The organism is Sphingomonas benefaciens (genome assembly GCF_052907485.1).
This window is the reverse complement of the sequence record NZ_JBREIC010000004.1, coordinates 144,900-166,760: the sequence shown is the minus strand read 5'-3', so window position 1 is coordinate 166,760 and position 21,861 is coordinate 144,900. Positions and strand designations below refer to the sequence as shown.

The window sequence follows — 21,861 nt, the reverse complement described above, 5'->3', positions numbered from 1 at the left end:
CTTCCTAGAACAATTTGCGAACCCCGAGCCGGATGGATCGACCGAGCGGGTCGAGATAGGCGGCCTGGAACCGATTCGGCGTCGCACCGGTGCGGTCGCGCACGTCGATCCGATCGTTCAGCAGATTCTCCACGGTCACGTTCAACGTCGTGTTTTTGGCCCACGGCTGGTGCACCACCTGATCCGCGTGGAGCGAGCCGTAGGCGACGATCCAAGTACGTCCGGAGAAATGCAGGTCCGACGCGGCGATCGAATTGCGGACCCGCGTCGGTCCCTGCAATTGTGTATAGGTGCCGAGATTGACCGGCCCGAACGAGCCGCCGATATCGCCCGTCACTTCCCACCGTGGACGACCGCCTGTGCCGTTCAGCGTCGCGCCGTCGAGCAGGTCGAGCGTCGGCAGGCCGGCGCGCAGCAACGCGGTGTCTTCGAGCCGCAGCGTCGCATTGGTCGATGCGTAGAGATAGGGTCGCGGCTTCGGCGGCTTCGGGGGCGGCGCGACCTTCGCAGCGCCACCGGCGGGCGACGCAGCGGCGGCCGGTTTCTTCCCAAGCTGCGTGAAGATGCTTCCGGTGAATTGCAGGCTGCGCTCCCGTTCCTCGGCGACGTTGATCGAGCGCAGATCGACGCGGGTCAGCTGGCCGATGTCATTGCGCTGAAACAGCTCGGGAAAGGCAGATTGGAAGGCAGACGTCGCGCTTCCGACCGAGGTCATCTGGTTGACGGTACGACGGTCGACGTAATCGACCGACAAGCGGAGCGGTCCATCGGCGAACGGCGTCAGCGATACGCCAAACCGGGCGGCGTGACGGCGCTCGGGCAAGAGCAGCGGATTGCCCCCGCTGATCGTCGTCACCGTCGCCGTGGTGCCGGTGACAAAGTCGAAGAACGGCGTGTTCGGCGTTGAGAGGATCGGCAGGGTCAGCACCATGAGATCCGGCGGCGTCTGCGAAAGGTCGATCGACGCGTTGAATTGGATGCGCTTGTCGATCGCCCAGGTGAGGCCGTAGGTCGATCGGACAAGGCTGCCGTAACCGGACACGTCGGAGATGCCGATCGTACCGTTCAACGTCAGCCTTCCGACAAATGACAGCACGCCCTGATCCGGCGCCGTGACGGGGACGGTCGCGTTGATGCTCGCACCGCTTGTCGTCCGGGCCAGCGCCCGGTCCGAGCCGTTGGCAAGGCCGATCGTGCCGGTTCCACGCATATAGTCACCCGTCACGGTGACCAGGGCATCGCCTGCCGGCAGTCGGACCAAGGGCCCGTTCGCGGTCGCTTTTGCGGTCAGGTTGTCGGCGCTGCCACGGCGGCGCGTGGCCAGCCGCGCTGCCGTCTCCGCGGCATCCAGCGGCTGCAGCGGGTCGCCGCCCGCGGTGACGCTGGCCTGTAAGGCGTCGGTCGGGATGCCGAGCTCGTTGTAGGTGCTCGATTGGGAATGGTCGTAACTGCCGGTTACGTGCCACGACCAGCGACCGATCAGCCCGTGTATGCCGCCGCCGGCGTTCAATTTCAGGTTGGTGCTACGTTGATGGAGCGTGGTGTCGGCGAAGTAGCGCGATACCAAGGTGTCGCCCGCGAACGGCAGGACGCCACCGCCCGGCACGCGCAGCGTGGCGGCAGCGAGTCCGTTGCGACCAAGGGTTTGCTGTGCCTCCATCCCGAGGGTCAGCGAACCGGAGACGGCGTCGGCGATCGGCGCGGCGAACGTCGCATCGGCTTTCACGGTGTCGATCCGCGCCTGCAGCGTGCGGTAACGACCGATGTCGGTGATCGCCGGCCTGTTCGCGGTCGCGGTATAGGCGGCGAGGTTGCGCCGGCCGGCGGAATCGGTGGGCAATGCGGCGACCTTCACCGTGTCGCCCACGAGGCGGTCGAGGGCGGGATCAATGCTGCCGCCACCGACGGCGGCGACATTGCCGGTCAAGGCGAAAGGGATGTCCGCATCGGGCAGGATTGCGCGGGAATCCTGCTGTACCGGGTTCTGCCGCAACCAGGATGCATTGACCGACAGGCGCCGCGATCCGGACAGTCGGGTGGCGATCATTTCAAGATAATTGGTGCCGCCGCCGCCTTCGGTCGTCGTGCCAGCGAGCTGCTGGGTCGCCACCGAACGAAATTGCTTCTTGGTGATGAAGTTCATCACCCGCTGCGTCGGCGGGAAGCCGAATCGTGCCGCATCCTGTCCGGGCAAAATTTCCGTGCGCTCGATCGCCTCGGGCGGCAGTTCCCAAATTTCTTCCGGTGCGGCGGTGCGCCGGCCGTTGAGCAGGAAGATCGGCGCGGCACCGCTGGCGCTTGCCGTCAAGCCTTTCAGCCGCTGCACCAACTCCTTCATGTTCATTGCGCCCATTGCGCGGATCGCTGCGGGGTCTAGCACTGCGATCGGCGTGGCATCGCCGATCGCGGAGCCGGCGATGCGGCGGGCGCTGATGATCACATCGTCCGCGGTGCCCGCTTCGGTTGCGGCAGCGGCCCGATCGGCTGCCGGTGCTGCACCGTTTTGCGAAAGCGCCGGCTGGGGAATTGCCGACGCCAACCCACTGCACCCGGCCATCAGCAGCATCAGGGATGTCCCGCGCCTGGTCATTGGATTATCCCCCGAAAGCAAATCGTTACCGTGTCAATTCTGGCAAGCCCGCAATTTCCCCCGAGACGAATGCTAGTATCATTCGGGCGGTGTTGCATTCTCATCTCAGCGTAATCGATTGTATACAGCAGTTATAGGAGAGAGATTGTGGCCGGCATGTGGCCTCAAGGTCGACAACTGCCCGTAAAGCCAAAGTGGCGGCGCCCTGACTGGTATGGACCTACATGGCCGCCGCTTCGTTACCCTGGCACAGATCGCGCATTCGGCGCGGTGATGGGGGGATGATGACGCCAATCCGGTGGCGCGTGGCTCGTGGTGTGGCGGTGACGGTAGCGACGCTGCCGGCGCTGTCGGGTTGCGTCCCGGGTGTCCTCGATCCTGCCGGCCCGGTGGCGGCCGGCGAGAAGAGCATCCTGATCAACGCGCTCGGCATCATGCTGGCGATCGTCGTCCCGACCATTGTCGCGACGGGTGCCTTCGCCTATTGGTATCGCGCCTCGAACGACCGCGCCAAACGCTACCCGGACTTCTCCTTCTCCGGAAAATTGGAGCTCCTCGTCTGGTCGGTGCCGCTGCTGATCATCATTTTCCTCGGCGGCATGGGCTGGGTCGGCAGCCACCAGCTCGATCCGCCGCGGCCGCTCGTCAGCAAGCAGGCTCCGGTGACGGTGCAGGTCGTCGCCCTCGATTGGAAATGGCTGTTCATCTATCCCGATCAGGGCGTCGCCAGCGTCAACCGGCTGGTCATCCCCGCGGGGGTGCCGGTACGGTTCCAGATCACCTCGGCAACGGTGATGAACAGCTTCTTCATCCCGCAATTGGGCAGCCAGATCTATGCGATGGCGGGGATGGAAGCGAAGCTGAACCTGATGGCGGATCGGCCCGGCCAATATCGCGGCCTGTCCGCGCACTATAGCGGCGAGGGCTTCGCCAACATGAACTTCACCGTGAACGCCGTGCCGCCGGCACAATTCGCGGCCTGGGCGAACGGCGTGCGCGGCAGCGGCGGCGCCGTGCTGGACGGCGCCAGCTACCTCGCCCTCGCCAAGGCGAAGGGCAATGTCTTGCCCTTCACCTATCGCGCGGTGCCGCCCGGCTTCTTTGCCGCGGCGGTGCGCCAGGCGGGGGCGCCGGTGCATGAAGTCGACAACGAGGGGCGCGAAAGCTGATGTTGGGCAAGCTCGGCTGGCATTCGATCCCCTTCGACAATCCGTTGCCGCTGTTCGCCGCCGGCGTAGTCGGCGCGATGATCCTCGCCGCCGCCGTCTGGGCGTGGCGGCATGGCTATGTGCCCTATCTGTGGAACGAGTGGATCACATCGGTCGATCACAAGAAGATCGGCATCATGTACTGCCTGTTCGCCCTCGTCATGCTGGTCCGCGGTTTCGCCGACGCGGCGATGATGCGCTCGCAACAGGCGATCGCCTACAATAATGGCGGCTGGCTGCCGCCCGATCACTACGACCAGATCTTCTCCGCGCACGGCACGATCATGATCTTCTTCGTGGCGATGCCGTTCATGGTCGGGCTGATGAACTTCGTCGTGCCGCTGCAGCTCGGCGTACGCGATGTGGCGTTTCCGACCCTCAACTCGGTCAGCTTCTGGCTGACCGCGGCGGGCGCGCTGCTGGTCAACCTCAGCCTGGTGATCGGCGAGTTCGCCAAGACCGGATGGCTTGCCTATCCGCCCTTGTCGGAGCTGCGCTTCTCACCCGGTGTCGGCGTCGATTACTATCTCTGGGCGCTGCAGATATCCGGGATCGGCACGCTGCTCAGCGGCGTCAATCTGGTCACCACGATCCTGAAGATGCGGGCGCCGGGCATGACCTACAGCCGCATGCCGATGTTCTGCTGGACCTCGCTGGCCTCCAACCTGCTGATCATCGCCGCGTTTCCGATCTTGACCGCGACCTTCGCGATGCTGCTGCTCGACCGATATCTCGGCTTCCACTTCTTCACCAACGAGCTCGGCGGTAACCAGATGATGTTCGTCAACATGATCTGGGCCTGGGGCCATCCCGAAGTCTACATCCTGATCCTACCGGCCTTCGGCATCTTTTCGGAAGTCGTGTCGACCTTCTCGGGCAAGCCGCTGTTCGGCTATCGCTCGATGGTCGTCGCGACGATGGTGATCTGCATCCTGTCGTTTATGGTCTGGCTGCACCATTTCTTCACGATGGGGGCGGGGGCCGACGTCAACGGCTTCTTCGGCGTGACGACGATGATCATCGCGGTGCCGACCGGGGTGAAGGTCTTCAACTGGCTGTTCACCATGTATGGCGGCCGCATTCGCTTTCATGTGCCGATGATGTGGGCGGTGGCGTTCATGATGACCTTCGTCATCGGCGGCATGACCGGCGTGCTGCTCGCGGTGCCCCCCGCCGATTTCGTCCTGCACAATTCGCTGTTCCTGGTCGCGCATTTCCATAACGTGATCATCGGCGGCGTGCTGTTCGGCGCCTTTGCCGGCTATAATTACTGGTTCCCGAAGGCGTTTGGCTTCATGCTCGACGAACGCTGGGGCAAGCGCGCCTTCTGGCTCTGGGTGACGGGATTCTACCTCGCCTTCATGCCGCTCTACGTCCTCGGCCTGATGGGCATGACGCGGCGGATGCAGCATTATGACGTTGCGGGCTGGCAGCCGTGGCTGATCGCCGCCGCATTTGGCGCGGTGCTGATCGCCAGCGGCATGGCCTGTCAGGTCATGCAGTTCATCGTCTCGATCCGAGATCGTGCGAGGCTGGTGGATAGCAGTGGCGACCCGTGGGACGGCCGCAGCCTGGAATGGATCACCAGTTCGCCGCCGCCGGCGTTCAACTTCGCCGCGTTGCCCAATGTCGAGGGGCAGGAGGCCTATTGGGGCATCAAGGAGACGGCGCGGGAGAACAAGGAACTGTCGAAGCAGCCCAAATACGAGAGCTTCGAAATGCCGCGCAATTCGCCGACCGGCATGGTCACCGCCTTCTTCGCCACCGTAATGGGCTTTGCCCTGGTGTGGCACATCTGGTGGCTGGTAGTGCTCGGCTTCCTCGGCGCCTGGGCGACCTTCGTCATCTTCGCCTGGCGCGACAAGACCGAGTTCGAGGTCAGTGCCGACGAGGCCCGGCGGCTCGATGCGGATCGGCGGCGTGGCAAGGCGGCGATGCTCGACCTGCCGGTGGAGCAGACCGCGTGAGCGCCGCCGCCACCAGCGCAGGCGATCCCCACCGGCTCGGCCGGTCGGAAGCGCAGGGCAGCAGCCACAAGGGGCCGGCGCCGAAACGGATTGTCGTCGCCTATGGCTTCTGGATTTTCCTGCTGACCGACTTCGTCATGTTCGCGGGCTTTTTCGCCGGTTATGCGGTGCTCGAACGCGCGACCGCCGGCGGGCCGTCGGGACGCGACATTTTCGAACTGCCGCTAGTCGGGGCGGAGACGGTGCTGCTGCTGCTGTCCAGCTTTACCTGCGGGCTCGCCGGCATCGCCGCGAGCGTCAAGAACCGCCTGTGGTTCCAGCTCGCAATGGCCGCCACTGCATTGCTCGGCGCGGGCTTCCTGTGTCTTGAGGCCTATGAATTCCTACATTTGATCAATGAAGGACATGGGCCACAGCGCAGCGCCTTCCTGTCCGCCTTCTTCGCGCTGGTCGGCTGCCACGGCGTGCACGTCACGCTCGGCCTGATGTGGCTGACGACGATGATGGCGCAGGTCTGGGCCAAGGGCTTCCGCGACGACATCATGCGGCGCGTCGCCTGCTTCAGCCTGTTCTGGCATGCGCTGGACATCATCTGGGTGGCGCTGTTCACCGTGGTCTATCTGCTGGGATCGGGCGCATGAGCGACGATAATGCCGAACTCGACGACGATCGCGCGCCCGGCGACGGGGCGAGTGCGGGCGCCAGCGTCGGGGAGAAGGTGCGTACCTACGCCGCCGGTTTCGTACTCGCCGCGCTGCTCACCGGCGCCTCGTTCACGGTGGCGGGAACCGGTCTGGTGTGGGGACCGGCGATCCCGGTCGCCCTGATCGCGTTGGCGATCGCCCAGATGGGCGTCCACCTCGTCTTCTTCCTCCACGTGACCAGCGGGCCGGATAATACCAACAACGTGCTGGCTTTGGCGTTCGGCGTGCTGATCGTCGGTCTGGTGCTGGTCGGCTCGATCTGGATCATGGGGCATCTCGACCACAATCTGATGCCGGGCATGGTGCGCCAGCCGGCGATGTGACGGTTCAGCCGATCGTCACCTGGCGCGTCACGCGATCGACCCGGATGCGGGCGCCGCGGACTTCCAGGATGAAGCCGGCTGCGCCGTCCCAGGCCGCGTCCGTCATTGGCGACCCCGACAGATCATACCATTGCGGCTGCTGATACGGAGCCGGATAGCCCAGCCGATGCGCCTCGCGTAACTCCGCCAGGCCGGCGACGTAATCTTCCAGCGCGCCATCGCGCGCCGCCCAATCGACCCAGCCGATCGCATTGTCCTGCGCATAGGCATTGTTGTTACCATGCTGCGTGCGCCCGAATTCGTCGCCTGCGGTCAGCATGATCGTGCCGCGCGAGGCGAAGAGTGTCGCCAGCAGCGCACGCCGGTCGCGGTCGCGCGCCGCATTCACGGACGGATCACCGCTCGGCCCCTCAACGCCGTTGTTCCAGCTGTAATTGTCGCCGTGACCGTCGCGATTGCCCTCGCCATTGGCGTGGTTGTGACGTTGTTCGTAGGCGACGAGGTCGGCGAGCGTGAAGCCGTCGTGTGCGGCGACGAAGTTGACGCTGCGCGTACCGTCATTGCCGAAGATGTCGTCCGAGCCAGCGACCCGCGTTGCCAAGGCTCCGGCACCGAGATCGCCGCGCCAAAAGCGGCGGACGTCGTCGCGATAGCGGTCGTTCCATTCCAGCCAACCAGCCGGAAATTGACCGAGCTGATAGCCGCCGGGTCCGATGTCCCATGGCTCGGCGATCATCAGCCGACCGGCAAGCAGGGGGTCGGCGGCAATCTCTGCGAAGATGGGCGCATCGGCGGCGAAACCCGGACCGCGCGCCAGCACGGTCGCGAGGTCGAAACGGAAGCCGTCTACCCCCAGGGCCGAAAAATGGCGCAGGGAGTCGAGGATCAGCTGCCGCACCTCGGGCCGTGCACAGTCGAGCGTGTTGCCGGTCCCGGTGTCGTTGATCAGGCTGCCATAGGGCGCATGGGCATAATAGAGCGCGTCATCGAAACCGCGCAGCGACAGCGTCGGGCCGTGTACGTCGCTTTCGCCGCTGTGGTTGAAGACGAGGTCGAGGATCACGCCGATCCCCGCCGCGCGCAGCGTCGCCACCGTGTCGCGGAGCTCCGCCACGCCGCCGGGAGCGAGCCGCGGGTCGAGCGCCATCGGCACGACCGGATTGTATCCCCAGGCGTTGGTGAGGCCGAGCGGCGGCAGGTGACGCTCGTCGATCCAGGCGACGATCGGCATCAGCTCGACCGCCGCGACGTGCAGCTTCCGGAGATGCGCGATGATGGCGGGATGGGCGAGGGCCGCGATCGTGCCGCGCTGCGCCGGCGGCACGTCCGGATGAAGCATGGTGAAGCCGCGGACGTTGATCTCGTAGATCAGCCCGCCGGGCGCGAAGAGCGGCGGTAGTGGGCGCGTCGGGTTGAGCCTCGGTCGCACGATCGCGCGGGGAACCAGAGGGGCGGTCTCGACGCCGGGCTCGCCCAGAATGGGATCGTAGACGAAGGGGCGGTCGAGTTCGACCGCATAGGGATCGACCAGCAGCTTGGCCGAGTCGGTGGCGCAGCGATAGCCGTAGCGCTGGCCGGGTCCGACGCCGGCGACGCGCACGCTCCAAATGCCCGCGCCGGTGGCTTCCATGGCGATCCGGCGCTCGGCATCGCCGTCGTACAGGCAAAGAGTGACAGGAGCGGAAGCACGAACGGTAAAGCGGACGGCGTCCTCGTCGACGATCGCGCCGAAAGCGGGGGCCGACGCGACGGACCCCGCAAGCCCGATCACGTCACCACGTCGGGCGCGGTCCGCCCGGTGTGCCGCCCGATGCCCGCGATCGCATCCGCCGCCGCGACGATGTCGGCAAGCATCGTGCCGGTCTCCTCGTCCAGCCGACCTTCGGCGGGCTCGTAGCGCTCGAGGTAGACACGTAGGGTCGCGCCGCTGGTGCCGGTGCCCGACAGACGGAAGACGACGCGGCTGCCGCCCTCGAACAGGATGCGCACGCCCTGGTGGCGGCTCACCGACTGGTCGGTCGGATCGGTATAGGCGAAGTCGTCCGCCGCGGCGATCCTCAGCGAACCGACAGTGCGACCCGGCAGGTCGCCCAGTGAACCGCGCAACTCCGTCATCAGGGCATCTGCCCGCGCGCTCTCGACGCCTTCATAGTCGTGACGGGCGTAATAATTGCGGCCGTAGGTCGCCCAATGATCGCGGGCGAGCTGGTCGACCGACTTGCCGGTGACGGCGAGAATGTTGAGCCAGAGCAGTACCGCCCACAGGCCGTCCTTCTCACGGACATGATCGCTGCCCGTGCCTGCGCTTTCCTCGCCACAGATCGTCGCCATGCCGGCGTCGAGCAGATTGCCGAAGAACTTCCACCCGGTCGGCGTCTCGAAGGCGGGGATACTAAGGCGCTCGGCGACCCGATCGGCCGCAGCGCTGGTCGGCATCGAGCGGGCGATGCCCTTCAGCCCGCCGGCATAGCCGGGTGCGCAATGCGCGTTGGCGGCGAGCATCGCCAGGCTGTCCGATGGCGTCACGAAGCGGCCCCGGCCGATGATGAGGTTGCGATCGCCGTCGCCATCCGACGCGGCGCCGAAATCGGGCGCGTCGGCGGACATCATCAGATCGTACAGGTCCTTGGCATGGACCAGATTGGGGTCGGGGTGATGGCCGCCGAAATCCTCCAAGGGAATGCCGTTGCGCACCGTGCCCGGGGCGAAACCCAGCCTGCGCTCCAGGATCTCGGTCGCATAGGGGCCAGTCACCGCGCTCATCGCGTCGAAGGCCATGGTCAGCCCAGCGTCGCGGATCGCAGCAAAGTCGAACAAGCGCTCCATCAACGCGGCATAGTCCGCGACGGGATCAACCACTTCGACCGTCATTGCGCCGACCTGGCTCTCGCCCAGCGTATCGAGGTCGAGGTCGGCTGCATCGACGGTCAGCCAGCGGTCGATGGTCTTGGTTCGCGCGAAGATCGCCTCGGTCACCGCTTCGGGCGCGGGACCACCGTTGGCGATGTTGTACTTGATCCCAAAGTCCTCGGTCGGGCCGCCCGGATTGTGGCTGGCCGACAGCACCAGACCACCCAGGGCCCGGCGGATGCGGATCATGTTGCTCGCCGCCGGCGTCGACAGCAGGCCGCCGCGGCCGACCACGACGCGCCCGAAACCGTTGGCGGCGGCGATGCGGATCGCCTTCTGGATCACCGCGCGATTGAGGAAGCGGCCGTCGCCACCGATCACCAGGGTCGCGCCGTCCTTGCCATCGATGACGTCGAAGACCGACTGGACGAAATTCTCGGCATAGTTCGGCTGCTGGAAGACGGTCACCTTCTTGCGCAGCCCGGAAGTGCCCGGCTTCTGGTCTGGATAGGGCGTCGTCGAAACACTACGGGTCATGCGATCAGGCTCTTGTAAAGATCGGCATAGCGGCGGCCGCTCTCGTTCCACGAGAAGTCCGCACGCATACCGTTGCGTTGGATGGTGCACCACAGATCGGACCGTGAATAGGCCCGAACCGTCCGCGCTATGGCGTGGCTGAGACTATGGTAGCTGACCTCGCCGTGTTGGAAGCCCGTCGCGACGCCGGCGGCGAGCGCCGCTTCATTGGCGTCGATCACCGTGTCGGCGAGCCCGCCGGTCCGCGCGACGACGGGGACGCAGCCATAGGCAAGCCCGTAGAGCTGGGTCAGCCCGCACGGTTCGAAGCGCGACGGGATCAGGATCGCATCGGCGCCGCCCTGCAGCAGGTGCGACAGCGGCTCGTCATAGCCGACCCGCACGCCGATCCGACCGGCATGGCGCCGGCTGGCCGTCAGGAAGGCCTGTTCCAGCGGCGCGTCGCCCGAGCCGAGCAGCGCCAGCCGGCCGCCGCGCGCGACCAATTCGTCCAGGCAGTGGACGAGCACGTCCATGCCCTTCTGCCAGGTCAGGCGACTGATGACAGTAAACAACGGGCCGTCGCCGGCCTCCAGCCCGAACATCTTTTCCACCGCACGCTTGTTCGCACGGCGCCGGCCGAGCGCGCGGGCGGTATAGCGCTGGGGCAGGGCGGCGTCCGTTTCCGGGTTCCACACCGCCGGATCGATGCCATTGACGATGCCGTGGACGCGGGACACGCGCGCTTCGATCAACCCCTCCAGCCCCATGCCGAAGCGGTTCTCCCGGATTTCGGCGGCATAGGTCGGGCTGACCGTGGTGATCGCATCGGCGCTTTCCAGGCCCGCCTTGAGAAAGCCGACCCCGCCGTAATATTCGACGCCGTCGATGCCCCAGGCGGCGTCCGGCAAGCCCAGTTCCGAAAAGATGTCGGCACCGAACTGGCCCTGGAAGGCGATGTTGTGCACGGTCGTCACGCTGCGCGCCGTGCCACCGCCGTAGCGCAGGTAAGCCGGCGCCAGTGCGGCCTGCCAATCGTGGGCATGTAGCAGGTCGAAATCCTTCGCCACGTCCGCCGCCGCTTTCGCCAATGCTGCGAAGCGCCGCCAATCATCCGCGTGGCCGTACAGCCCGCCGGTCCGCGCGAACAGCGCCGGCGCGTCGAGCACGAGCAGCGGATGCTCGCCAATCCGTGCGCTCAGCAGCCGCGCCTCGCTGTCCATCAGGTCGGGCCAACGCCGCACGACCTTGGCGCCCTTCACCGCCTTGCCGACCACCGGATAGCCGGGGATCAACGTCGTCGTCTGCACGCCGTGCGGAGCGAGTGCCGCGGGCAGCGCCCCGACGACGTCCGCCAGCCCGCCGGTCTTGACCAGCGGGAAGGCCTCCGAGGCGACGGACAGGACCTTCACGCCGTCAGCCGGTCGATCATCGGCTGGGTGATCAGACAGACGCCCTTGTCGGTGCGGCGGAAGCGCTGGCCGTCAAGCATCGGATCCTCGCCGACGACGAGATTATCCGGGATCACCACGCCGCGGTCGAGCACCACTTTCTTCAGCCGCGCACCGCGACCGATGTGGCAATAGGGCAGGACGACCGCTTCATCGAGCGACGAGTAGCTGTGCGCCCGCACGCCGGTCGACAACAGGCTGCGGTGGATGGTCGATCCCGACACGATGCAATTGCCCGACACCAGGCTCGACACCGCCGAACCGCGCCGCCCGTCGAGATCGTGGACGAACTTCGCCGGCGGCGTGATCTCGGAATAGGTCCACAGAGGCCATTCCTTGTCGTACAGGTCGAGCTGTGGGATGATGTCGGTCAGGTCGATGTTCGCTTCCCAATAGGCGTCGACCGTGCCGACGTCGCGCCAATAGGCGGCCGGCTCCTCCGACGAGCGCACGCAACTGGCGGAGAAGCGGTGCGCCTGCGCCTTGCCGTGTTCGACGAGGTAGGGGATGATGTCCTTGCCGAAATCGCGGCTCGATCCCGGCGTGTCGGCATCGCGGCGCAATTCTTCGAACAGGAACTGGGTGGAGAAGACGTAGATGCCGAGCGAGGCAAGCGCGACGTCGGGCTGGCCGGGGATCGACGGCGGATCGGCGGGCTTCTCGACGAAGTCGATGATCCGGTCGGTCTCATCGACGTGCATCACGCCGAACGCACGCGCCTCCATGCGCGGCACCTCCATACAAGCAACCGTGACGTCGGCGCCACTGTCGCAATGCTGCTGGAGCATGATCTCATAGTCCATCTTGTAGATGTGATCCCCGGCCAGGATCACCATAAACTCGGGACCGTAACTCTCGATGATGTCGATGTTCTGATAAACCGCGTCGGCGGTGCCCTCATACCATTGGAATTCCGAGACGCGCTGGCTGGCAGGCAGGATGTCGAAGCTTTCATTGCGCTCGTCGCGCAGGAAGTTCCAGCCGCGCTGCAGGTGGCGGATCAGGCTATGCGCCTTATATTGCGTGGCGACGCCGATCCGGCGGATGCCCGAATTGATCGCGTTGGACAGCGCGAAGTCGATGATCCGGCTCTTGCCGCCGAAATAGACCGCCGGCTTGGCGCGGGTGTCGGTCAGTTCCATCAGCCGGCTGCCGCGCCCGCCAGCCAGCACATAGGCCATCGCATCGCGCGACAGCGGGTGACGTCCTATCCGGTCTACCATCGACCCCTCTCCATCATCTTGTTCATTGTCGTTGCCATGAGGATCAGCCCGCGAATTGCAGCATGATCGTCGCGAGCGGCGGCAGCGTGACCCACGCCCCGCCGTCCTTCGCCGTCACGCCGCCCAGATTGCCCAGGCCGGATCCCCAATATTCGTGCGCGTCCGAATTGATGATCTCGCGCCAGCAACCGTCGTGCGGCAGCGGGATGCGGTAGGGCGCGCGCGCCACCGGGGTCAGATTGGCGATCACTGCCACCGGCTTCTCGCCCGGCGCGGTCCGCAGCCAGGCGAAGACCGAGTTGAGCGCGTCGTCGGCGACCAGCCAGGCGAACCCCTCCGCCTCGCAATCGCGCGCATAGAGTGCGGGCGTGTCGCGATAGACGCGGTTGAGATCGCGCAGCAGATTGCGCACGCCTTCATGCGAATGGGCGCAGCGCAGACCCCAATCGAGCGCGCGATCCTCGCTCCATTCGCGGCGCTGGGCGAATTCCTGTCCCATGAACAGCAGCTTCTTGCCGGGATAGCCCCACATGAACGCGTAGAGGCTGCGCAGGTTCGCAAACTTCTGCCAGTCGTCGCCCGGCATCTTCTCGAGCAGCGTGCCTTTGCCGTGCACCACCTCGTCATGGCTCAGCGGCAGCACGAAATTCTCGTTGAAGGCGTAGACCAGGCCGAAGTTGATCTCGCCATGGTGATGGCGCCGATGGATCGGCTCACGCGCGAAATAGTGGAGCACGTCGTGCATCCACCCCATGTTCCATTTGAAGCCGAAGCCGAGGTTGTTGCGCGGCCCGTCGTCCAGGGCGGGGGCGGACACGCCCGGCCAGCTGGTCGATTCCTCGGCGATGGTGAAGATGCCGGGATGCTCGCGATAGACCGCGCGGTTCATCGCGCGCAGGAAGTCCACCGCCTCCCAATTCTCGCGGCCGCCCTCCGCATTCGGGATCCATTCGCCCGCTTGGCGGCTGTAGTCCCGGTACAGCATCGATGCGACCGCATCGACGCGCAATCCGTCGACATGGTAACGTTCGGCCCAGAACAGGGCATTGTTGACGAGGAACGCCTCGACCTCGCGGCGACCGAAATTGTAGATCGCCGTGTTCCAGTCGGGGTGGAAGCCGAGACGGGGATCGTCGTGCTCGTAGAGCGCGGTGCCGTCGAACCTGGCGAGGCCGTGCGCGTCGGTCGGGAAATGTGCCGGCACCCAGTCGAGGATGACGCCGATCCCCGCCTGATGCGCGCCATCGACGAAGCGCGCGAAGCCTTCGTGGTCGCCGAACCGCGCCGTCGGCGCGTAGAGGCCGGTAGTCTGATAGCCCCATGACGGGTCGTAGGGATGCTCGCTGACCGGCATGAACTCGATATGGGTGAAGCCCAGGTCGACGACATAGGGGATCAGCCGGTCGGCCAGCGCGTCCCAGCTGAGATACCAGCCGTTGTCGTCGCGATCCCAGGATCCTGCGTGCACTTCGTAGATGCTGATCGGCACGCGGCGCGGATCGACGCCTGCCCAGCTGTCGCGATGCGGTGCGTCGTGCCAGACATGCGCGGGTGGGGCGGTGGTGATCGACGCGGTCTTCGGCCGCAATTCGGCGGCGAAGGCGAAGGGGTCCGCCTTCAGCGGCTGGACGCTGCCGTCCGGCCCGACGATCTCGAACTTGTAGGCACGGCCAGGGCCGATGTCGGGAAGGAAGATCTCCCACACGCCGACCGCGCCACGACGGCGCATGACGTGCCGCGCGCCGTTCCAGTCGTTGAAGTCGCCGACGACCGACACCCGCCGGGCGTTGGGGGCCCAAACCGCGAAATGCGTGCCCTGTGCGCCCTCATGCTCGATCTGGTGCGCACCGACCTTGTCCCACAGGCGGAAGTGCGATCCCTCGGCCATCAGATAATCGTCGGTGGGGCCGAGCACCGGGCCGAAGCTATACGGGTCGGTCAGCCACCATTCGTTACCATAGCCCTGGGCCTTATACTTCACCGGCTGCGGATCACCGGCGACGTCGCCTTCGAACAGGCCGCGGTCGTCGATGCGGGTCAGCGGGCCAAGGCTGGTGCCGTCGAGCGCATGCGCCTCCACCGTCTCCGCGCCGGGTATCAGTGCGCGGGCGAAACTGCCCTTCGGTCCGGTGAAGACGCCGAGTAGCGAGAAGGGGTCGTCGTGCCGCCCCTCAATCAGGGCTGCCAGGGCGCCGCGCGGCGGCTTCACATCACGCCCCAGATGTCGCGGGCATATTCGCTGATCGTTCTGTCGGAAGAGAACCAGCCCATATTGGCGACGTTGAGGATCGCCGACCGACCCCAGGCGGCGGGGTCGCTCCAACGGGCATCGACCGCCCGCTGCGCGGCGGCATAAGCGTCGAAATCGGCAGCGACCATGAACCAGTCATGGTCGTACAGGCCCCCCATCAACCCCTTGTAGCGATCGGGATCGTCGGGCGAGAAGACACCGGAAGCGATCGCGCTGACTGCCTGCGCCAGCTCGCGCGAGCCCTCGATCACCTCGCGCGGTTCATAGCCGGCGGCGCGCTTTTCAGCGACCTCGTCGGCAGTCAGGCCGAAGATGAAGATGTTGTTGTCGCCGACGTGATCCTTGATCTCGATATTGGCGCCGTCGAGCGTGCCGATCGTCAGCGCGCCGTTCAGCGCGAACTTCATGTTGCCGGTGCCCGAGGCTTCCATGCCGGCGGTGCTGATCTGTTCGGACAGATCGGCAGCGGGGATCATCCGTTCCGCCAGGCTGACGTTGTAATTGGGCACGAAGGCCACCTTCAACAGCTCGCCGACCGCGGGATCGGCGTTGATCCGCTTAGCGACGTCATTGGCCAATTTGATGACCAGCTTGGCATTGTGGTAGCTCGACGCCGCCTTGCCGGCGAACAGCTTGACCCGCGGCGTCCAGTCCCGCTCCGGATGGCTGCGAATCTGGTCATACAGCGCCACCGTCTCGACGATATTGAGCAACTGCCGCTTATATTCGTGGATGCGCTTGATCTGAACGTCGAAGATGGCGTCAGGATCGGCGCGCAAGCCAATGCTTTCCTTCAGATAATTCGACAGTGCCACCTTATTCGAACGCTTCACCGCGGCGAAACGCTCCCGAAAGGCTGCATCGTCGGCATAGGGCGCGAGCGCGGTCAGCGCCTGCGCGTCGTCGCGGAACGTCTCGCCGATCGCGCCGGCGACCAGCTCGGTCAGGCCCGGATTGCATTCCTGCAGCCAACGGCGCGGGGTGATGCCGTTGGTCTTGTTGTTGATCCGGTCAGGAAACAGCCGGTGCAGGTCCGCGAACACCGTCTTCTTCATCAATTCGGTGTGCAAAGCCGCCACGCCGTTGACCGAATGGCTGCCGGCGAAGGCGAGGTTCGCCATCCGGACGCGCCGTTCACCCCCTTCGTCGATCAGGCTGATCGCGGCGATGGCACGATCGTCGATACCGTCGACCTTGCGCGCATCGCGCAACAGCTTGGCGTTGATCTGATAGACCAACTGCATATGCCGTGGCAGCAGGCGTTCGAACAGCGGCAACGGCCAGCTTTCCAACGCCTCGGGCAGCAAGGTGTGATTGGTGTAGCCGAAGGTCGCACGGGTGATGTCCCACGCCTCGTCGAAGGCCAACTCGTGGAAATCGACCAGCACCCGCATCAGTTCGGCGACAGACACGGCGGGATGGGTATCGTTCAACTGGATCGCCGCTTTATCGGGCAGGGTGCGGATGTCCCCGAAATATTGGACGTGCCGGCGCACGATGTCCTGGATCGATGCCGAGGAGAAAAAATACTCCTGGCGCAGCCGCAATTCCTGCCCCGCGGGGGTGGAATCGTTGGGATAAAGAACGCGGGTCAGCGTCTCCGCCCGCAGCTGCCCGGCAAGCGCACCCTGAAAATCGCCGGCGTTGAACTGGTCGAGGCGGATCGGGTCAAAGGCGCGGGCACGCCACAGTCGCAGCGTATTGACCCGCTTGCCACGCCAGCCGACCATCGGCGTATCGAAGGCGACCGCTTCCACCGCCTCTGCCGGCGACCAATGGGTCAGGCCGGCCGCCGTGCTTGTCACCTCGCCGCCGAAGCCGACGAAATAGGCGCTCTCCCGGCGCTCGAATTCCCACGGGTTGCCGTGCGCCAGCCACGTCTCTGGCAGTTCGACCTGCCAGCCATCGTCGATGCGTTGGCGGAACATGCCGTTCACGTAGCGAATGCCATAGCCGTAGGCCGGCAGGTCGAGGCTGGCGAGGCTTTCCATGAAGCAGGCTGCGAGCCGGCCGAGACCGCCGTTGCCGAGCGCGGCGTCGGGCTCGATCTCCTCGATCTCCGCAAGGTCGACGCCGAGCGATGACAGGGCCGCCGCCACCTCTTCGGTATGGCGAAGGTTGGACAAAGCGTCGCGCAACAGGCGGCCGATCAAGAATTCGAGGCTAAGATAATAGACCCGCTTCGCCCCGGCGGCATGCGCCGCCTTGGTGGACTCCATCCAGCGTTCGATGATCTCGTTGCGCAGCGTGAGGATCGTCGCCGCCAGCCAATCATGGGGACGCGCCGCCTGCGCGTCCTTACCGATCCGGTGGACGAGCGTGTCGACGATCGAAGAGGCGAGCGCCTGAGGAGAATCGCTATCGGTCACAATGGCCCCGTAACTTGGGAAATGGGTGAGCACGTACTGACGACAGGGCCCATAATCTTGGCACTGTTAACATGTTGCCGAGGGGCGAAACGGCGTGGTGATCAGAACATTCCCCACAGCAAGGTGATGTTCAAGCCAATGATCGTCGCCGCGATGATCCAGGCCAAAGCGCGCAGCCAGATCGGGCTGGCGAACCGTCCCATCACAGTCGAGCGGCCGGTGAAGGCGACCAGGGGCACCACGGCAAACGGCAATTGCAGGCTCAGCACGACCTGGCTCAGCACCAGCAGCCGGGTCGCGCCGCTGTCGCCCGCCGCTCCGACGACGAGGACCGCCGGGACGATCGCGAGCAGCCGGGTGACCAGCCGCCGCAGCCAGACCGGCAACCGGATGTCGAGGAACCCCTCCATCACGATTTGGCCGGCGAGCGTTCCGGTGACGGTGGAATTCTGCCCGGAGGCGAGCAGGGCGATGCCGAAGACGATGCTGGCCGCGCCGACCCCCATGGTCGGCGCCAGCAGGCGATAGGCCTCGTCGATATCGGCGACGCCGGTCTGGCCGCTGGCATGGAACACCGCCGCGGCAAGGATCAGGATGGCGGCATTGATGAAGAAGGCGAGGCCGAGTGCAAGCGTACTATCGAACGTCGCCAGCCGGACCGCTTCCGCCTTGGCCGCGTCATCGTCCGCGATCGCGCGGGTCTGCACGATCGAGGAATGAAGATAGAGATTGTGCGGCATCACCGTCGCACCGAGGATGCCGATGGCGAGGTACAGTTTCGTCGGATCGGACAGGATGCCGGGTGTCGGCAGCAAGCCCGCGACGACACCGCCGGCGTCGGGTCTGGCATGGAACAGCTCGAACGCGAAACAGCCGGCGATGATCAGCAGCAGCACGACGATGAATGCCTCGATCTTGCGAAAGCCGTAGCGCTGCAGGGCGAGGATCAGGAAGACATCGAGCGCAGTGACCAGAACGCCCCAGACGAGAGGCAGATCGAACAGGAGCTTCAACGCGATCGCGGTGCCGAGCACTTCTGCCAGGTCGCAGGCGATGATCGCAACCTCGGCCAGCGCCCAAAGGCCGAGCGTGACTGGCCGGGAATACTGCGCCCGGCACGCCTGGGCGAGATCCAGCCCGGCTGCGATGCCGAGCCGGGCCGACAAGGCCTGCAGCACGATCGCCATCAGGTTGGACAGCAGAACGACGGAGAGCAATGTATAGCCAAAGGCCGAGCCACCGGCGATGTCCGTCGCCCAATTGCCCGGATCCATGTAGCCGACCGCGACGAGAAATCCCGGTCCAAGGAATGCCGCCAACCGCCGCCCCGGTTTACCTCCGACCGGCACCACGACGCTACGGTGGCTGCCGATCAGCGAGGGGGCGGAAGCAGGTGGCATCGGCCGAATGTGTGGCGGATGATGGCACGATCGGCAAAGAGAATGTTTTGTTGTGCGGTGCGGAACCTTTTCGGCCACCGCCTTCTCATGAGACAAATGGGCCCTCACCTCGGCGGATCGGCTCTCATCATCTTGCCCGCTCGCGCGGATCGTAGCGTTGATGCCGGCGGGGGAGAAGCCGCCGGACATTACGGCTGCACGATCTCGGTAGACGGTTTCTTGGCGGAAATGGCAGCCCGGCCGGCCTATAGCGGGTCGCCGGCATGGCAGCGTTCGAGTTCGACGGGGTCGTGGGTACAGGTGATTGTGACCGCGTCACGCCGTTCGATCGACAGCGTCCGCAGCCGCTGTTGATTGGCGAGGCGGGCGACCCGATCGACCTCCATCAGCCGTTGATAGGCGCGCAGCCCCGGGGTGCAGCGCCGCTGCGCATTGCGCATCTCGCCGCGATAGAAATAGGCGTCGCCGGCATGAAGCAACCATCGGCCGTCGCCGACGCGGACCGCGACCCCGGCGTGCCCCCAGGTGTGACCGGGCAGGGGCAGCAACAGAATCTCCGGCGGCAAGCCGTCCAGATCGCGGACCGCGTCGAAGCCGAACCACGGTTCGCCCCTTGCGCCATAGCCGCGCCAGCGCTGCACCTCGTCGATCTGGGCGGGACGCCAGCGGTGGCGGGCGACGAAGCCGGCCCGTGGGCCGGTCGCATCGTCATATTCACGCTGCATGACATGGACCGTCGCCTGCGGAAAATCCTCCAACCCGCCAGCATGGTCGAAATCGAGATGGGTGGCGATAATATGGCGGACGTCGTCGGCGCGATAGCCAAGCGCCTCGATCTGGCGCCGCGCGGTCTCCCGCTCGTCGAGCTGGATATTGAGCATCGCCCGCCACGCCGGGGTGATGCGGGGGTGGGGGTGATGGTGGGGATGGGCGACGTCGCGCAGGCCATAGCCGGTGTCGACCAGCACCAGGCCGTGCGCGTCCGTCTCGATCAACAGGCAGTGGCAGACGATCCGCCCGAGTGGGCCGAGGCTGCGGCCGTCGAACAGGGCGCCGCCGAGCGGGCAGTCGGTGCCGCAGTTGAGGTGGTGGATTCGCATCGCGACGCTCCTGCCAGATCGCCGCCGGGCGACCGTTCCTGGCAGGTAACCTCCTGACATCGAACGGGATCAGCCGATGTTAGTCAGTCTGCGAGATTTGGATCAGACCGGCGCCTTGCTCAGCTCCACGTCGGGTCCGGCGCCATAATGATGCCAGGTGAAGATCGCGAGCGCGCCGCGGTGCGGGCGCCATGCCTCGGCAAGTTCCCGCACCAGCTTCTCGGAAGGACGGGTGTCGTGGCCGAGCAATTTGCCGATCTCGATCTGTACCGCCAGATCGCCAGCAGGCCAGACGTCCGGACGCCCCTCGGCGAACAACAGATAGATTTCTGCCGACCAGCGGCCGATGCCCTTGATCCGGACGAGTTGCGCGATCGCCTCTTCGTCATCGGCGGCCAGATGGTCGAGGTCGAGGCGGCCGCTCGTCACTTCTTCGGCGAGGCTGTGTGCATAGGATGCCTTTTGCCGCGACAGGCCGGCCGCGCGCAGCGTCTCGTCGCTGGCGGCGAGGATGGTGTGCGGATCGCTGGGATTACCGACCAGCGAGGCGAGCTTGGCATAGACCGCATTGGCCGACTGGACGCTGACCTGCTGTCCCAGGATCGTCCGCAGTAACGTATCGTAGCCGCGGGCGCGGATGCGCGGGGCGGGATAGCCGACGCGGGCGAGGCCGTCGGCAAAGGCGGGCTCGATCGCGCCGAGCGCATCGAGCGCGTCGCGCAACTGTTCGGCGTTCAGGCCCATGCTTGATCCCGGACGGCGCAGGCGGCTAGGGCGCGGAGACGAATTCTGGAGAAGATCATGGCCAAGCTTATCGTCGTCACGCGCACGGGGGAAGAACGCGAAGTCGCTGGCGACACGGGGCTTTCCGTGATGGAAGTGATCCGCGACGGCGGCATCGACGAGATCCTCGCGCTGTGCGGCGGTTGCTGCTCGTGCGCGACCTGCCACGTCCACGTCGACCCCGCCTTCGCCGACAAACTGCCGCCGATGAGCGAGGACGAGAATGACCTGCTGGATTCGGTCGACGACCGTGACGCGACCAGCCGGCTGTCGTGCCAGCTGCCGTTCGGGCCGGCGCTGGACGGGATGCGCGTGACGATCGGCGCGGACGAATAAGACGTTGCCGAGCCCCTCCGACGACGGAGGGGCTCACGGGCGATCAGCGGGCCGCCACTGCGTAGAGCGCGATCGCCGCGGCGTTGGAGACGTTGAGGCTTTCGACCTTGTGGCTGATCGGCAGTTTGGCGAGCTCGTCGCAATGCGCCTCGGTGTTCTGGCGCATGCCCTCGCCCTCTGCGCCGAGCACGATGCAGATGCGCTGTTTGCCCATCGCCTGTGCCAGCGTCTGATTGGCGTGGCCGGTCAGGCCGATCCGCCAGAAGCCGGCCTCGGCGATCTCCTCCAGCGCACGGGCGAGATTGACGACGCGGACCCATGGCACCGTCTCCAGCGCACCGGACGCCGAGCGGGCGACCGTGCCGCTTTCCGGCGGCGCGTGGCGATCCTGCGTGACGATGCCGAGCGCGTCGAACGCCGCTGCCGAGCGCAGGATCGCGCCGACATTGTGCGGGTCGGTGACCTGATCGAGCACGACGAGCGGGCGCTGGTCATCCTGCCCCTCGATCAGCAGGTCGCCCAGCCACATGTCTTCGAGCGGCTCGACCTCCGCGACCAGGCCCTGATGCGGGGCATCGGCGGGCACCAGCCGGCCGAGGTCGGCTACATCGGCGAAGGTCACCGGCAGCACCGGCGGCAGGTCGAGCGCGGCGAGCGCCTCGCGCGTGCCCCACAGCTTGCGCACGACGCGGTTCGGATTGGCGAGCGCCGCCGTCACCGCGTGACGACCCCAGAAGCGGGGACGGTTGGCGGTGCCGGTCGACGGACGGTGGCCACGACGCGCCATCAG

The 21,861-nt window shown here is 65.9% G+C and carries 16 protein-coding genes; 5 read left to right on the top strand and 11 right to left on the bottom strand.

Annotation, left to right across the window (positions count from 1 at the left end):
• Nucleotides 1-4 precede the first annotated feature (4 nt).
• Complete coding sequence (locus ACU5AX_RS14205; RefSeq protein ID WP_446691468.1) at nt 5-2,440, bottom strand: porin family protein; 2,436 nt, start codon at nt 2,438-2,440, stop codon at nt 5-7.
• 455 nt (nt 2,441-2,895) lie between these two features.
• On the opposite strand from ACU5AX_RS14205, the gene cyoA reads away from it, so the two are divergent.
• Genes cyoA through cyoD form a run of 4 tightly spaced genes read left to right on the top strand, consistent with a single transcriptional unit; the run spans nt 2,896 to nt 6,792 of the window.
• Complete coding sequence (gene cyoA / locus ACU5AX_RS14200) at nt 2,896-3,759, top strand: ubiquinol oxidase subunit II (protein WP_446691467.1); 864 nt, start codon at nt 2,896-2,898, stop codon at nt 3,757-3,759.
• The gene (gene cyoB, locus ACU5AX_RS14195; protein WP_446691466.1) at nt 3,759-5,765 is read left to right on the top strand and encodes a cytochrome o ubiquinol oxidase subunit I; all 2,007 of its coding nucleotides are present in this window, start codon (nt 3,759-3,761) and stop codon (nt 5,763-5,765) included. The genes cyoA and cyoB overlap by 1 nt, the downstream gene beginning before the upstream one ends.
• Complete coding sequence (gene cyoC / locus ACU5AX_RS14190; protein WP_198354731.1) at nt 5,762-6,406, top strand: cytochrome o ubiquinol oxidase subunit III; 645 nt, start codon at nt 5,762-5,764, stop codon at nt 6,404-6,406. Before cyoB ends, cyoC begins: the two co-directional genes overlap by 4 nt.
• A complete protein-coding gene (cyoD, locus tag ACU5AX_RS14185; RefSeq protein ID WP_198354732.1) occupies nt 6,403-6,792 on the top strand; it encodes a cytochrome o ubiquinol oxidase subunit IV in 390 nt (129 codons plus the stop codon). Before cyoC ends, cyoD begins: the two co-directional genes overlap by 4 nt.
• 4 nt (nt 6,793-6,796) lie before the next feature.
• Here the strand turns inward: cyoD and glgX are convergent, their stop codons facing one another.
• The 9 genes from glgX to ACU5AX_RS14140 all read right to left on the bottom strand — a co-directional run bounded on the left by glgX (nt 6,797) and on the right by ACU5AX_RS14140 (nt 20,696).
• A complete protein-coding gene (glgX, locus tag ACU5AX_RS14180; protein WP_446691628.1) occupies nt 6,797-8,560 on the bottom strand; it encodes a glycogen debranching protein GlgX in 1,764 nt (587 codons plus the stop codon).
• Nucleotides 8,560-10,179: an alpha-D-glucose phosphate-specific phosphoglucomutase gene (locus tag ACU5AX_RS14175; protein WP_446691465.1), complete on the bottom strand. Its 1,620-nt coding sequence runs from the start codon at nt 10,177-10,179 to the stop codon at nt 8,560-8,562. The genes glgX and ACU5AX_RS14175 overlap by 1 nt, the downstream gene beginning before the upstream one ends.
• On the bottom strand, nt 10,176-11,570 hold the full coding sequence (gene glgA, locus ACU5AX_RS14170; protein WP_446691464.1) for a glycogen synthase GlgA: 1,395 nt from the start codon (nt 11,568-11,570) through the stop codon (nt 10,176-10,178). The genes ACU5AX_RS14175 and glgA overlap by 4 nt, the downstream gene beginning before the upstream one ends.
• A complete protein-coding gene (gene glgC / locus ACU5AX_RS14165; protein ID WP_198354735.1) occupies nt 11,567-12,832 on the bottom strand; it encodes a glucose-1-phosphate adenylyltransferase in 1,266 nt (421 codons plus the stop codon). The genes glgA and glgC overlap by 4 nt, the downstream gene beginning before the upstream one ends.
• Before the next feature lie 43 nt (nt 12,833-12,875).
• Nucleotides 12,876-15,041, bottom strand: coding sequence for a 1,4-alpha-glucan branching protein GlgB (gene glgB, locus ACU5AX_RS14160; protein ID WP_446691463.1), 2,166 nt, complete (start codon nt 15,039-15,041; stop codon nt 12,876-12,878).
• The gene (locus ACU5AX_RS14155; RefSeq protein WP_446691462.1) at nt 15,038-17,452 is read right to left on the bottom strand and encodes a glycogen/starch/alpha-glucan phosphorylase; all 2,415 of its coding nucleotides are present in this window, start codon (nt 17,450-17,452) and stop codon (nt 15,038-15,040) included. Before ACU5AX_RS14155 ends, glgB begins: the two co-directional genes overlap by 4 nt.
• Before the next feature lie 101 nt (nt 17,453-17,553).
• Entirely contained in the window at nt 17,554-18,852 is a 1,299-nt protein-coding gene (locus ACU5AX_RS14150) for an Nramp family divalent metal transporter (RefSeq protein ID WP_446691461.1), read from the bottom strand.
• Nucleotides 18,853-19,097: 245 nt separating this feature from the next.
• Nucleotides 19,098-19,952, bottom strand: coding sequence for an MBL fold metallo-hydrolase (locus tag ACU5AX_RS14145; RefSeq protein WP_446691460.1), 855 nt, complete (start codon nt 19,950-19,952; stop codon nt 19,098-19,100).
• Nucleotides 19,953-20,054: 102 nt separating this feature from the next.
• Complete coding sequence (locus ACU5AX_RS14140; protein ID WP_446691459.1) at nt 20,055-20,696, bottom strand: DNA-3-methyladenine glycosylase family protein; 642 nt, start codon at nt 20,694-20,696, stop codon at nt 20,055-20,057.
• A gap of 57 nt (nt 20,697-20,753) precedes the next feature.
• Here ACU5AX_RS14140 and ACU5AX_RS14135 point away from each other — a divergent pair, with 57 nt between their 5' ends.
• The gene (locus ACU5AX_RS14135) at nt 20,754-21,071 is read left to right on the top strand and encodes a 2Fe-2S iron-sulfur cluster-binding protein (RefSeq protein ID WP_198354740.1); all 318 of its coding nucleotides are present in this window, start codon (nt 20,754-20,756) and stop codon (nt 21,069-21,071) included.
• 43 nt (nt 21,072-21,114) lie between these two features.
• Here ACU5AX_RS14135 and rlmB read toward each other — a convergent pair whose 3' ends face one another.
• Nucleotides 21,115-21,858, bottom strand: coding sequence for a 23S rRNA (guanosine(2251)-2'-O)-methyltransferase RlmB (gene rlmB / locus ACU5AX_RS14130; protein WP_198354741.1), 744 nt, complete (start codon nt 21,856-21,858; stop codon nt 21,115-21,117).
• Nucleotides 21,859-21,861: the final 3 nt, after the last annotated feature.